Annotated in this window: 14 protein-coding genes; 6 read left to right on the forward strand and 8 right to left on the reverse strand. The window is 42.2% G+C overall.

Translation table 11 applies throughout. The features are described 5' to 3' along the window. The first annotated feature begins 38 nt into the window (after positions 1-38). On the forward strand, positions 39-815 hold the full coding sequence (gene modA / locus AC20OE_RS01165; RefSeq protein ID WP_487268082.1) for a molybdate ABC transporter substrate-binding protein: 777 nt from the start codon (positions 39-41) through the stop codon (positions 813-815). Next, positions 815-1,480, forward strand: a complete 666-nt coding sequence (modB, locus tag AC20OE_RS01170) for a molybdate ABC transporter permease subunit (RefSeq protein WP_487268084.1) — start codon at positions 815-817, stop codon at positions 1,478-1,480. The genes modA and modB overlap by 1 nt, the downstream gene beginning before the upstream one ends. 39 nt (positions 1,481-1,519) lie before the next feature. On the opposite strand, the gene AC20OE_RS01175 is transcribed toward modB, so the two are convergent. From AC20OE_RS01175 to AC20OE_RS01205, 7 genes are all read right to left on the reverse strand, one after another. After that, positions 1,520-2,365: an aldo/keto reductase gene (locus tag AC20OE_RS01175; protein WP_341084462.1), complete on the reverse strand. Its 846-nt coding sequence runs from the start codon at positions 2,363-2,365 to the stop codon at positions 1,520-1,522. A gap of 69 nt (positions 2,366-2,434) precedes the next feature. Beyond that, entirely contained in the window at positions 2,435-3,304 is an 870-nt protein-coding gene (locus AC20OE_RS01180) for an ROK family protein (RefSeq protein WP_487268086.1), read from the reverse strand. Between the two features lie 63 nt (positions 3,305-3,367). After that, positions 3,368-5,383, reverse strand: a complete 2,016-nt coding sequence (locus AC20OE_RS01185) for a Na+/H+ antiporter (protein ID WP_064498042.1) — start codon at positions 5,381-5,383, stop codon at positions 3,368-3,370. A 312-nt stretch (positions 5,384-5,695) separates the two neighbouring features. Further along, complete coding sequence (locus AC20OE_RS01190; protein WP_059375048.1) at positions 5,696-6,307, reverse strand: trimeric intracellular cation channel family protein; 612 nt, start codon at positions 6,305-6,307, stop codon at positions 5,696-5,698. A 347-nt stretch (positions 6,308-6,654) separates the two neighbouring features. Next, the gene (locus AC20OE_RS01195) at positions 6,655-7,068 is read right to left on the reverse strand and encodes a disulfide oxidoreductase (protein ID WP_047202387.1); all 414 of its coding nucleotides are present in this window, start codon (positions 7,066-7,068) and stop codon (positions 6,655-6,657) included. Then, complete coding sequence (locus AC20OE_RS01200; RefSeq protein ID WP_025094107.1) at positions 7,065-7,751, reverse strand: DsbA family protein; 687 nt, start codon at positions 7,749-7,751, stop codon at positions 7,065-7,067. Before AC20OE_RS01200 ends, AC20OE_RS01195 begins: the two co-directional genes overlap by 4 nt. A gap of 141 nt (positions 7,752-7,892) precedes the next feature. Then, entirely contained in the window at positions 7,893-9,992 is a 2,100-nt protein-coding gene (locus tag AC20OE_RS01205) for a heavy metal translocating P-type ATPase (RefSeq protein WP_058838165.1), read from the reverse strand. A 413-nt stretch (positions 9,993-10,405) separates the two neighbouring features. Here AC20OE_RS01205 and AC20OE_RS01210 point away from each other — a divergent pair, with 413 nt between their 5' ends. From AC20OE_RS01210 to AC20OE_RS01220, 3 genes are read left to right on the forward strand one after another with little or no spacing between them, the layout of a single operon-like run. Further along, positions 10,406-11,149 (forward strand): metal ABC transporter ATP-binding protein, encoded by a 744-nt coding sequence (locus AC20OE_RS01210; RefSeq protein ID WP_039181408.1) that lies wholly within the window; start codon positions 10,406-10,408, stop codon positions 11,147-11,149. Beyond that, positions 11,149-12,021, forward strand: coding sequence for a metal ABC transporter permease (locus tag AC20OE_RS01215; protein ID WP_099663696.1), 873 nt, complete (start codon positions 11,149-11,151; stop codon positions 12,019-12,021). The genes AC20OE_RS01210 and AC20OE_RS01215 overlap by 1 nt, the downstream gene beginning before the upstream one ends. Positions 12,022-12,034: 13 nt before the next feature. Continuing rightward, positions 12,035-12,973 (forward strand): metal ABC transporter substrate-binding protein, encoded by a 939-nt coding sequence (locus AC20OE_RS01220; RefSeq protein ID WP_039181414.1) that lies wholly within the window; start codon positions 12,035-12,037, stop codon positions 12,971-12,973. 37 nt (positions 12,974-13,010) lie between these two features. On the opposite strand, the gene AC20OE_RS01225 is transcribed toward AC20OE_RS01220, so the two are convergent. Further along, positions 13,011-13,559 (reverse strand): hypothetical protein, encoded by a 549-nt coding sequence (locus tag AC20OE_RS01225; protein ID WP_099663694.1) that lies wholly within the window; start codon positions 13,557-13,559, stop codon positions 13,011-13,013. 89 nt (positions 13,560-13,648) lie between these two features. On the opposite strand from AC20OE_RS01225, the gene AC20OE_RS01230 reads away from it, so the two are divergent. After that, positions 13,649-14,254, forward strand: a complete 606-nt coding sequence (locus AC20OE_RS01230) for a TetR/AcrR family transcriptional regulator (RefSeq protein ID WP_487268092.1) — start codon at positions 13,649-13,651, stop codon at positions 14,252-14,254. The last annotated feature ends 1 nt before the right edge of the window (position 14,255 follow it).

Consider the following 14,255-nt stretch of genomic DNA (forward strand, 5'->3'; position numbering starts at 1 on the left):
ATATAGGATACACATGATATTGAATAAGAGGTGTGAACATGAAGTATGCGTTCTTCCCCTTCATCGCCATCTGCTTGCTTCTGAGCGGGTGTCAAACAGAGATGAAGTCATCGGATACAAGCAAAAAAACAGAACTTGTCATTTCAGCAGCGGCAAGTCTTCAGGATGCACTAAAGGAAATTGAATCCGCCTTTAATGATGAGCATCCGAATGTGACATTAACAAATAATTTCGGGTCATCCGGCGCATTGAAGCAGCAAATTGCGCAAGGGGCAAAAGCGGACCTCTTTTTCTCAGCAGCTGAAGCGCCCTTTGATGAGCTTGTGCAATCTGGAGATATCGATCAACATTTTATCAAGGATGCCATCCAAAATGAGCTTGTACTCATTGTGCCAAATGATCATTCTTCCTCTATTAAAAGCTTTCAAGACGCCCAGCACATAAAAGGGAAGATTGCTCTTGGCACACCAGAATCCGTTCCTGCTGGTACATATGGCAAAGAGATTTTCACAAAGCTGAACATCTGGGATCAAGTGAAAAAGAACGCTGTATACGGCAAGGATGTGCGGCAAGTTTTAAGCTACGTAGAAACAGGAAATGTGGAGGCTGGTGTTGTGTATAAGACAGACGCCCTCGTTTCCAAAAAAGTAAAAATTGCAGCTGAAGCCAATCAGGACATGCATTCCCCAATCATTTACCCAGTAGGAATCGTCAAAGGGACAGAACATGTAGAGGAAGCCAAGTCCTTTTTTCAATTTCTTCAATCAGAAACAGCCAAATCAATTTTTAAAAAGTACGGCTTTCAAGTGACATAATGCCCATGTTGACTGAAGAATTCCTATCTCCCATTTGGCTGTCCGTGCAAGTTGCCGTTGTAAGCGGGCTGCTGGCAACTGTTTTTGGTACATTGATTGGCTATTGGATGGCGCGAACTACATTTAAGGGAAAAATGATCGTAGAAACGCTTTTAATGATGCCGCTTGTCCTTCCACCAACGGTTGTAGGTTTTTTATTGCTCGTCATATTCGGAAGGCATAGCATGATCGGGAGCGCGATTGAATGGATCTTCCACCAGCCGGTCATTTTCACTTGGTGGGCGGCAGTTATTGCATCAACAGTTGTGGCATTCCCGCTTATGTATCAATCTGCAAAGGCTGGATTTTCTACGATTGAGTCAGACATTGAAGGCGCTGCAAAAGTAGATGGTGCTCATTCATTTCAAGTCTTTGCCTACATTACAGTACCACTTGCTCTGCCTTCCCTTCTATCAGGCAGTGTCCTCAGTTTTGCCAGAGCACTTGGCGAATTCGGGGCAACCCTAATGTTTGCCGGCAACATCCCAGGAAAAACCCAAACACTCCCAACCGCTATCTATGTGGCAATTGATTCTGGACGAATGGAGCTTGCTTGGGCTTGGACGATTTGTATTGTGATTCTATCTTTTATCATGCTGTTGGCTGTGCGCCGAAGCAGTACGTAAAAAATCCCCTTTCTCACATGAGAAAGAGGATTTTTTTATTTATTCAAACCCAACCGTCATCGTCTCTGGATTCGAGCCGACGCGTTCGTTATTATTTAATGCATCGATTTTTTCCATGTCTTCTTTAGAAAGCTCGAAGTCAAAGATGTCTGCATTTTGTTTAATACGTTCTTCATTGATTGATTTAGGAATTGTCACGACACCGCTTTGTAAATCCCAGCGCAAGATGACTTGAGCAACAGATTTGTTGTAGCGTGCAGCAATGTCTTTCAAAACGTCATGATCTAATAGCTTCCCTTGCATTAGCGGAGACCATGCCTCAATTTGAATCCCTTTTTCCTTTGCATATTGACGCAGTTCAACAAGTGTCAGTTTCGGGTGAAACTCCACTTGGTTCACAGCTGGAACAACCTCAGCATCTTTTAACAGCTCTTCTAAATGCTGAATATAGAAGTTGCTGACTCCAATAGCTCTGACTTTCCCGTCTTTATAAAGCTTCTCAAGTGCGCGCCATGTGTCTTTAAATGTATCTGCTTTTGGTCCAGGCCAATGAATCAAATAGAGGTCTAAGTAATCAAGACCTAATCGGTTTAAGCTTGCGTCAAACGCCTCAAGCGCTTTATCATAGCCTTGATCTGTGTTCCATACTTTAGACGTAATGAATAAGTCTTCTCGTTTCACGCCAGATTCTTTAATCGCTTTTCCTACGCCTGTCTCATTTTTATAAACAGCTGCCGTATCAATGCTGCGATATCCGTTCCGTATGGCTGCTTTTACGGCATCTACCACTTGATTGCCGTCCTCCACTTTGAATACACCTAAACCAAACCAAGGCATTTCCACTCCGTTATTCAGTGTTACGGTATCATTCAAGCTCTTGACCATTTTAACAACCACCTTTTTTATAGATTCCATCTCTTTCATTATCTCATGTTGCGCTTCAAAACTCTATTATCAGGCGTTTCTCTTCGCTTCGATGGCTAAGAGCAGCGCACCAGTCATGCCAGCCTTGTCCTCAAGTCCAGGGGAGACAATGTATGTATCAAGCGGCGGCAGGTCCACATAATCATTGACATAAGCAGCTAGCTTCTCTCGAATGAGTGGGAATAGCTGCTTTTGCTTCATGACGCCTCCGCCCATGATGATGCGCTCTGGGCTTAAAATGAGCGAGTACTGCATAAGCGCCTGTGCTAAATAGTCCGCTTCAAGTGCCCAAACCGCTTCATCCTGCGTCAGCTCTTTGGCAGGTTTCCCCCACCTTTTCTCAATCGCTGGTCCAGCTGCCAGTCCTTCTAAGCAATTTCCATGTGACGGGCAGACACCTGCAAATGAGTCAGATTCATGCTGCCTGACAAGGATATGCCCCATCTCAGGATGTGAATGACCGTGTAGAAGCTCATTTTTCACAACAGCCCCCGCACCAATGCCTGTACCGACCGTGATATACAAACAGCTGCTTAGCCCTTTGGCTGCCCCTTTTGTTAATTCACCTAGTGCTGCGGCATTGACATCGGTTGTAAAAGATACGGGGACACCTAATTGCTTCTCAAGCTCAGGAATGAACGGGTATTGCTTCCACTCCACTTTCGGTGTGTTCATGATATAACCGTATGAAGGATCGTCCTGTTGTACACAAATGGGTCCAAAGGAGCCAACCCCTAATGCTACAATGTCATGCTGCTTGAAAAATGGAATGAGCTTTTGTATTGTTTGATCCGGGTGCTCTGTCGGAATCGTCATTTCCTCTAAGATGTCTCCATGCTCATTACCGATTGCACAACAAAATTTTGTACCCCCAGCTTCAATTGCTCCATAATAAGCCATCATTGATCTCCCCCTGCTCGTTCTCTTTCTTCATCATAAAACATGGGGGAGAAGATGACAACATCACGTATTAGTGAGCAGAACAGCTTCCATGTCATTGATATACTCTCTTAAATGATGGGCAATATCACGGTTGATCTCACCATCTTCATATAAGGTTTGTATTTCATTTCGAATCGTCTGTACAGCTTGGAAGTTTAGCTCTTTTTTCTTTCGGTCAAATGAACGGTCTTTTTGCTGGAAGAAGCTTGGACCGTGTTCACAGCGGTAAATCACTTGGTTGTAAAAACCAATAACTTGGTGGCACGTTTGCTGGTTTTCATCTGTCATATGCTGTTTGATCGAGTCTACCGCAGCTTCAGCCGTTTTCTTACGGATTTGTTTATACGAGTCCTCTTTTTCTAAAATACCGTTTGAAATGTGCTGATTCGGCCGCCATAATTGCAGCCATTGAAGCAAGCGGAGAAACTTCACCTTTGAAAAACGAATTTTGAATGAGTTTGAGTACAGCATTTCCAGCTCATGAAATCTCTCTTGCAGCTCATAAGCTTCTTCCTTGTCAATTTTCTCATCATCAATTAATTGTTGAAGTTTCATCTGTTCTGCTTTGATACCATGCAGTCTGATTTTTTTCTCTTGTCTTCTCATCCCGAATTGGTATGGTTCACGCTGGATATTTCTCAGCTTCATTCGGTAATCATTGATGAGTGCAAGGGATACTTCCCTGTTGTCCTCATTCATCCCTTCTTTTAACGTTTTAATAGCACTTCTGAGCAGCTTCCGTTTTGCATGCTGAATCTTTGTATCCAAGTCCACGTCGACCTGCTTGTCTTTTTTCTCAGATAAAAGAGGCAGTAACACACTAGCTAAAATGAGTGTACATAAGATCACGCCTGCTGCGAGGAAAATAATCAAGTGCCGCTCTGGAAATGGTGATCCGTCCGCAAGCGTAAATGGGATAGAGAAGGCACCGGCTAATGTCACAGCCCCGCGGACACCAGAGAATGTCATCAGCATCGAGGCGCGAAACTTCGGCTTTTTCACATTTTGCTTTTTTGTTGCACTCCATTTTCCTGCCCAGAACAACCATACCCATAAGAACCGCAGCACCATGAGACATAGTGTAATAATTAAGATGTAGCCAATCACCTGCATATTGTTAAAGGATTCATCTTGGAAAATGACTGTAGAAACATCCGGAATCTGCAATCCAAGTAAGACGAAAACAAGTCCGTTTAAAATAAATAAAATAATATTCCATGTGTTTGATGAAGCAATTTGCAGTTTGGCTAAATTCGCTTCCATTCGATCTTGCTCAATAGCATGCGTCACACCACCGGCCACAACGGCTAAAATTCCGGATACACCAATTTCTTCTGCTGCTAAATAAATCACAAATGGTGTAAGGATTTGCAGGATGATATGCATCGTGACATCGTCCATTCCTAAACGGCGGAGAAAATAGCGAAAACGAATGATAAAGAAGGATAGAATAAATCCAGTTAATAAACCACCTGCGGCAATGAGTACAAAGCTAAAGGATGCCTGAGCAATTGAAAAGGCTCCCGTCACTGTTGCGGCAATGGCAAATTTAAAGGCGACAAGTCCTGATGCATCGTTCATCAGCCCTTCGCCTTCCAGCAGTCTCATGATGCCCTTTGGCATATTCACACGGCTGGATAAAGCACTTACTGCCACCACATCTGTCGGTGATAAAATCGCTGCAAGCGCAAATGCGGCTGGAAGCGGTATGCTTGGAATCATCCAATGAATGGTATATCCCGCTACAACGACAGTCGCAAAGACTAAACCGAGCGCTAAAAGAAGAATAGGTGCTCTTAATTTCCATAGCTCGTCCCTTGGGGTACGCTTCCCGTCATTAAATAACAGCGGCGCAATAAATAGAACGAAGAAGAGTTCAGGATTTAAAGAAATATGTAAACCTGAAGGAAAAGCTGCCACCAATATTCCTAAGCCCACTTGAATTAACGGAACAGGAATAAAGGGGACAAAACGATTGATAATATTAGATGCTGCAATGAGTGCCAGTAGTACGAGCACTGCCAAAAAAATCTCCACTAGTACATATCCCTCCTATGTATATTTTTCGTCAAGTTTTGCTTACATGCAAAGATGTGTTCATTTCATCCATCCGTCCGATCAGAAGTGCTTCTTTAGTATTCCGCAAAAAGTGAAACCAACACATAACAATCCATCTAGGCAAAAAAAGGCTGAATCCAGATATTCAGCCTGCTGACAAAATTTTCATCATATGTATTGTTCAAATGATGAACAATAGACCTTTTTTTATTTTACACGAAAACTCCAACATCTGCTGACATTGAGCTCTTAATAAACAAAAAAAAAGAGCGGAATCGCCCTTTTTTCGTTTCACCCTTTATTTAAAAAATAAGACCTGGCGGGAAGACGCCATTTGAATAAGTAGGAACAAACCCTGCATACGACGAGGATGACAAACAGCATATATAAAGCAAGCTCGCCTTGCGCTAAGCCGAGTCCGACGAATAAGCCGCCAAGGGCTGCCCATACGGCGTAAATTTCTGCTTTTAGCACAAGCGGCTTTCGTCCTGCTAATAAATCACGTACAATTCCGCCGCCGCTTCCAGTCAAAATGGCTGCCACAATGACTGCACTGAGCGGGAGTTCTCTTTGCACAGCAAATAGTGCGCCTTGAATCGCAAACGCTGCTAAACCGATCGCATCCGAGAAATTTCCCCATGTGCTCCAGTGCTTAAGCAAAAGCTTCGGAAAAAGAAACACAATCGTAATAGATACAAGGGCAATGGTAAACATTTTGCCCTGTGACCATAAAGCAGACACCGGAAGACCAATTAATAGATTCCGAATCGCTCCACCGCCAAATGCTGTTACAATCCCTAAAATGTACACACCAAGAATATCGTACTCTTCCTCCATTGCCACAATCGCACCACTAATGGCGAATGCGACAATGCCAATGATACTTAAGACTTCCCATGCCATTTTCCGCTTATCTCCTTACCATTATCTAATCATCTAATACTACTCCCTTAATGTATATCTGACACAGGCGAAAAGCAATACAAATTTTCTTTAAATTTTATCTTTTTGCAAAAATAAAAAATAGCCCGCTTATAAGCAGGCTACAGATTGTTGACAAAGGGCTAAAATGATCTTTATTTTAGCTCTTTGTCTTCTTTTCAGCGTGATAGAAAACCTTTGAAGTCTAGGAAGGACGAGTACTGGAGCGGAGCGAATTTGACATTCGTGAGCACCAGCGCGCAGGACTGACAACGAATGCGAGGGTTTGTCTACACGCTGATAGCCCGCTTATAAGCAGGCTATCTCCTTCAATCTTCTTTTGCATTTAACAGCAGCATACTAATGATGATGAGAATAAATGCAATAAGGGCTAGTAGTGGAATCGTGATAAAACCAAACCAGTTCAAATAATCAACAGAACAAGGAATACCGCTCAGGCAAGGGCGAATCGATGCAAAGCCAGGTATCTTTTGTTCCATATAATGATAAATAGAAAAACAAGCGCCTATCACAGCCAAAGGCAGGACATAATATTTTATTTTGACATCGCCTCTGAATGTCGCAATTCCAAGTAAAAGCACAAGCGGGTACATGAAAATGCGCTGAAACCAGCACATATCACATGGGATAAACTTTTTTACTTCACTTAAATACAGGCTGCTCATCGTCGCAACGATAGAGACGATCCAAGCACTGTATAAGTAAACAAGCTTATTCTTCATGATTTTTTCCCTTTGAGCTCTTGATCAATTAATTCTTTGATTTCATCATAGTCATAAAAGTTTTGGACTTGTTTATTGTTAATGAAAAGAGTTGGTGTTGCATTCACTTTATATTGGTTCACAAGCTGATCGTCTGTGTTCAGCTGCGGCTGATATGTTTTCTTTGATAGGTTATCTTTAAGCTTGTCCGTATCTATTTTTGTTGTCTTTTTCGCTAGCTCCGTCAGCTTAGCAGGCGTAACCCATTCTGCTTCACTATCTGGCTGTGCTTGATAGACAGCTTCATGAAATGCCCAAAAGTTTTTCGGATCTTCTTTCCACACTTCTTCAGAAGCTAGTGCTGCTAATACAGCGCCATCTCCATGAACAGGAAGTGGTAAGTTAATAAACGAAAATGATACATCGCCTTTATCTATGTAGTCCGCTTTCAGTTTTGGGAAAATGTCTGTTTCAAATGATTTACATGAAGGACATTTATAATCCCCAAACTCGACAATTTGCACGGCTGCGTTTTTATCTCCCATGACAGGCTGTCCTTTAATAGAAGGCTTACTGTCAACCGTTTGTGCTTCTTTGCTGTTGTTGTTCCCAATGACGACGAATAATCCGATGAGAAGAGCTGCGATAATGGTTAAAATAACAGCAAATTTAATGGATGAAGATTGATTATTTTTTTTACTCACATAAGCACCTACCTTATCTTTTTCATTCCTTCAAAAGAAAAAGGATAATAGCTTAGAATAATGCCATTATCCAACTTCTTCTATTTTAACAAGAGGGGATTCATTATGAAAGATGGTATTCATGAATTTTTCCTTACAATTTTATTTCATCACCCTCATGGCATTTAAAACAGCGAGTACGGTCACACCGACATCCGAGAAGACGGCTTCCCACATGGTCGCAATACCAAATGCACCGAGTAATAGGAAAACCCCTTTAACCCCAAGAGCAAATGCGATGTTCTGCCATACAATTCTTCTTGTTCGTTTAGCGACAGCGATGGCTTCTGCAACTTTTGACGGCTGGTCTGTCATAATGACGATATCAGCTGCTTCTACCGCTGCATCTGAACCAAGTCCGCCCATCGCAATACCTATGTCTGCTCTTGCTAATACCGGTGTATCATTAATGCCATCCCCAACAAATAATAATTTTTCTTGAGGCGCTTTTTTCTGATCAATTTCTTCTAATTTTGTTACTTTATCCTGCGGCAATAATTCTGCATGAACTTCATCAATGCCAATTTGCTGGGCGACCGCTGTTCCGACTTGCTTGGCATCACCAGTCAGCATGACAGTTTGAATGCCAGACGCTTTTAGAGCGGAGACGGCTTCAATTGCATCATCCTTTAATTCATCTGCAATCAAGATCGATCCGGCAAACTCACCGTTAATGGCCATGTACACAACCGTTCCGCTTCGTTTTTCTTTTTCATATGAAATGCCTTCTCGTTCCATCAAGCGATGATTTCCCGCTAAGACTTGTGAACCACTGATGGTCGCTTTAATTCCATGTCCTGCAATATCCTCATATGCTTCAATCTGGCTTTCATCAAGCGGCGAACCATATGCTGCTTTAATTGATTCAGCAATCGGATGTGAAGAATGAGCTTCTGCTAAAGCTGCAAAAGAAAGCAGCTCCTCTTCTGACCACTTTTCGCTAGCTGTCACGATATTGGTCACTGTAAAGTTTCCTTTTGTAAGTGTGCCCGTCTTATCAAATACAGCATAGCTCACAGAGTTCAGTGCTTCTAAATAGTTACTGCCTTTTACAAGGATGCCTCGTTTAGAAGCTGCACCAATTCCCCCGAAGAATCCTAATGGGATGGATACGACAAGCGCACACGGACATGAAATAACAAGGAAAACGAGTGCCCGGTAAACCCAGTCAGACAATTGTGCTGATGGAATGAGAAGCGGCGGCACAAAGGCAAGCAGTAATGCCAATACAACAACAGCCGGTGTGTAGTATTTTGCAAATTTTGTAATAAAATTTTCTGTCTGCGCTTTTCGGCTGCTCGCATTCTCAACCAAATCTAAAATTTTCGTCACTGCCGACTCGCTAAGTCCTTTTTGCACTTCAATTTCAAGAATCCCGTTTTGATTCACAAATCCTGCAAGAACTTCCTTCCCTGCTTCTACATCCCGCGGCACAGACTCCCCTGTTAATGCGGAGGTATCCACGAGTGAAAATCCTTCAATGACGAGGCCATCGAGTGGAATTTTTTCGCCCGGTTTCACGACGATACGATCACCGACTTTTACTTCTTCCGGCTTCACTTTTTTCGTTTCATTTCCTACTTTGAGATTCGCATATTCAGGGCGAATATTCATTAATTCACTAATGGATCGTCTTGAACGATTCACTGCTGCCCCTTGGAACAGTTCTCCAATTTGGTAAAACAGCATCACTGCAAGTGCCTCTGGATATTGCTGAATCACAAAAGCGCCAGCTGTTGCAATGGTCATTAAGAAGTTCTCATCAAATACTTGGCCGCGCACGATATTTTTCAGCGCTTTAAAAACAACATCACCGCCGACTAGTAAATAGGCTGCGAAAAACGTGATGAATTTTAGTAAGCCATCTTCTGGTATGAAATAAGCTGCTGTTCCAATGACTGCACCGCCAATTAATTTAAGCACAATCGCTTTTAAATTCTTTGTCCCATGATCATGATCGTGATGATGGCCTTCTTCTTTTGGTGATACACTCACATGAGGTTCGATGGACTGAACCGTTTTTTCAATACGCTTTGACATCGTTTCTTGCTTATCTGCATGTGTGACAGTCAATGTCCCTGTCGCAAAATTAACGGAACAAGCTTCAACGCCATCCATTTTGCTGACACCTGTTTCAATTTTACGTGCACAGTTTCCACAATCAAGACCGTTTAATACGTATTCATCCTTCATTTTTTTCATGTTCTCACCTTTTTTCTATATGATAAGTAACGTTCCCTGGATCGATTAAACCTATTAAAAATCAAAAACTTTATATATGAGCATATATTCATATATTGGATTACCTTTATTATATGAGGAGTTCTTGTCTTCTGTCAATCATTTATGAAGAAATCATTGGTTTTTTTGTGTCCGATTCTGTCATACGGATTTTCAATAAATCAAGCTCATGTCCCCTGCTCCCCGCATAACATAAAAACGATCGTTTTCAGTTTTTCTCTTTACAAAAGAAGGACAGACGCTTAGAATAAAATAAAAGTTTCCCTAAGGAAACAAATTAGCATTAGAGAATCATTTCATCCTTTAGTCAAAATTATTTATTTTATGCATATATCTTTAGGAAGTGCAATCATGATTGAAAGGGGCCGCAAGAGATGTCAAATGCTTTAACAATCGACCGTCTTCATGTCTCATATCACGGACAAGATGCATTAGAGAACGTCTCTCTTTCCATACAGGAAGGGACAATGACAGGAATCATCGGTCCAAATGGTGCTGGTAAATCGACGTTACTCAAGGCATGTTTGGATTTAATTGAAAAAGACCAAGGGGATATTCGTTTTTTTGAACAGCCCTTTAAACAAGTGAGAAAACAGATCGCCTATGTACCGCAGAGAAATGATTTAGATTGGACGTTTCCCATTCATGTACTGGATACCGTACTACTTGGAACATATCCGAAGCTCGGACTAATGAAACGTCCAAAAAAAGAAGACCGGGCATATGCGTATCACTGTTTAGAAAAAGTCGGAATGCAAGACTTTGCCAAAAGACAAATCGGTGAGTTATCCGGCGGGCAGCAGCAGCGTGTCTTCCTTGCAAGGGCTCTTGCTCAAAACGCACAGCTCTTCTGTTTGGATGAACCGTTTGTCGGAATTGATATGGCAAGTGAAGAAACGATGGTGCGCATTTTGAAGGAATTACGAGATGAAGGGAAAACCATTTTGGTTGTCCATCATGATTTAAGTAAGGCAGATGATTATTTCAGCCATCTTGTTCTGTTAAATAAAAAACTCATCAAAGCAGGGCCTGTACACGACATTCTTCGCCCAGAGATCATGCTGGAAGCATATGAAACACAGCTGCCATTCTTAAAATCAGCAGGAGGAGACGTGTAATGGAATTTTTAACCGGACTCTTTGAATATGCTTTTTTACAAAAAGCGCTATTTACATCCGTCATGGTAGGCATCATTTGCGGCGTTATCGGCTGCTTTATCATTTTACGCGGCATGGCCTTGATGGGAGACGCCATTTCACACGCCGTACTGCCAGGTGTCGCCATCTCGTATATGCTTGGAATTAACTTTTTCTTCGGTGCCGTTTTAACTGGCGTGTTAACAGCGATTGGGATTGGTTATGTGAGTCAAAACAGCCGGATAAAAAATGATTCAGCCATCGGCATTGTCTTTACAGCCTTTTTCTCAATCGGGATTATTTTGATCACATTTTTGAAAAGTTCGAGTGACCTATATCATATTCTATTTGGAAACGTACTAGCTGTTCGATCAGCTGATATGTGGATTACACTTGGCATCGGTATTTTTATTTTGCTAGCCGTCATCGTTTTCTACAAAGAACTGCTCATTAGTTCATTTGATCCGGTGATTTCTTCGGTTTACGGTTTACCAAATCGCTTGATTCATTATTTTCTCATGACCTTATTGACCCTTGTAACCGTTGCATCACTGCAAACTGTTGGGATTATTCTTGTCGTTGCCATGCTGATCACGCCGGCAGCCACCGCTTATCTCTTGACGGACCGGCTCTGGATCATGATTTATTTATCTGCTTTTTTCGGTGCGGTTTCTGCTGTCATAGGCCTAGGGCTTAGCTTTACGTATAACTTATCGTCTGGTGCTTCCATCGTGCTGGTGGCCACCATTTTATTCGGCAGTGCCTTTATCTTTTCACCAAAGCAAGGCATTCTATGGAGATCATTAAAATCTAAACGAAAACGAACGCACTTAAAAAAGGAAGCGTCTATGTAAAAGGAGGACATATATGAAGAAGGTATTTGCAATCCGTTTGACCGCAGTATTCATTGCCCTTATGATCATCGCAGGCTGTTCGACCCAGCAAAGTAATTCCGGTAAAGATGACGGCACCTTAAAAGTTGTCACGACCTACTCCATTCTTTATGACATTGTGAAGGAAGTAGGCGGGCAGCATGTCTCTATTCACAGCATTGTTCCCATTGGTACAGACCCACACGAATTTGATCCACTGCCAAAGGATGTTCAATATACGACGGATGCAGACCTTGTTCTATATAATGGCTTGAACCTTGAAACAGGAAACGGCTGGTTTCAAAAACTGCTCGAATCAAGCGGCAAGGACGGGGATGATGCACCTGTAGCCGAGCTGAGTAAAGGCGTCAAAGTGAAGCATTTGTCTTCAAAAGGGCTCGAAAGCCAGCAGGACCCCCACGCATGGCTGAATGTTGAAAATGGGATCCTTTATGCCCAAAATGCCCGAGATGCCCTCATTCAAGCGGACCCTGAGCATAAAGAGGATTACGAAAAAAATGCAGAAGCCTATATTAAAAAGCTTCAAGCGCTTCACGATGAAGCAAAAGACAAGTTTGATCAGCTGCCAAAAGACAAAAAGCTCCTAGTCACAAGTGAAGGAGCATTCAAGTATTTTGCAGAGGCGTATGGACTGAAAGCCGGCTACATTTGGGAGATCAACACAGAAAGTGAAGGAACACCAGGACAAATGAAGCGCATCATTCATTTTGTCAAAGATCATCAAGTTCCTGCTCTCTTTCTTGAAACAAGCGTTGATAAACGAAGCCTTGAAAGCCTCTCTGAGGAAACCGGGGTTCCAATCAAAGGGAAAGTCTTCACTGACTCTATTGGAAAAAAAGGTGAAGATGGAGACAGCTACTATAAGATGATGAAATGGAATATTGACACCATTTACAAAGGGTTGTCATCATAAGGAAAGACAGGTGGAGTGAATCCGCCTGTCTTTTTTGTCAGCCTGCTATATTTTCTGGATGTTTTTTCGGCCAAATGACGTAGCTGATGCTAATGACAAAATCAATGGCTAGGATCATTCCCCATGTATTGACAAGCTGCATCAGCGCTTCCGTCCGCTCTGGTGCTTGGATGAGATAGGTCAAACCATATAACAGCCCCGCTCCGATGACATAAGAAATGACATGCCGAGCCCAGCCGAGCATTTCATACATAGACCGCTCTTTACCGTACTTTGGTTTTCCCTTTGGCTTAGGACCTCCTGCAAAACGATAAGCAAACTTAGCATCTGCCCATTTCACCATTTGATGTCCAAAGGCCAGACTCACACCAATATAAACAGCCGCAAGCCCGTGGATGACAGTCGCCACAGCCCCCTGTCTTAAATCTATATAAGTAGCCGCAAGAAGGATGAGATCTAAAACCGGCGTACAGACAAGAAAGAAAGCACCCCACTTTTTCTGTTTAAACACATAACGAAGCGTTAACCCCATTAAAATAAACAGCCAAAAACCAATTTCACATGCCACAATCAATAACCCGACCAATTTCCCCCACATCCTTTTTAACACAATTGTATTAAATAAAAAATAACACAGATGTGTTAAAAAAACAACAGCTATGCTAAAATCAATGTATGCCAAAAATCGTCGATCACCATAAACAAAAACAAAAGGTCGCTCAAGCTGCAATGAGAGTGATTAAACAAGAGGGATTGGAAAGCGCTTCTGTACGAAAAATAGCAGTAGAAGCTGGAATTTCAGCCGGCTCTATGCGTCATTATTTTTCCACACAGCAAGAGTTGTTTTTATTCTCCATGAATTTAATTCAGGAAAGAGTCAAGGAGCGGATTACAGGGCTTCCATTAAACGGTTCAACGGAGGAAAATGTCATCACTTTATTGGAGCAGGTTCTTCCACTTGATGAAGAACGAAAATTTGAAATGGAGGTGTGGCAGGCTTTTTCAGTCAAGGCACTGACTGAACCAGATCTACAGCCGCTCAATGCAAAGATGTATGACGAGCTTTTTCAAACGGCCCAATATTGTTTATTAAAATTGAAAGAGGATGGGCTGCTGCTAGATGATATCGATCTTTTATTAGAAACTGAGCGGCTTTATGCGGTCATTAATGGGCTTGCATTGAATGGAATTGTACAGCCTCATCGGTTACCGCCTCAGCTCATACGCTCCGTGCTGCAAATGCACCTGCAATCCATCACAAAAAAAGACATGTCTCCCTAAT

It is taken from the genome of Bacillus sp. SRI_025, assembly GCF_057592095.1.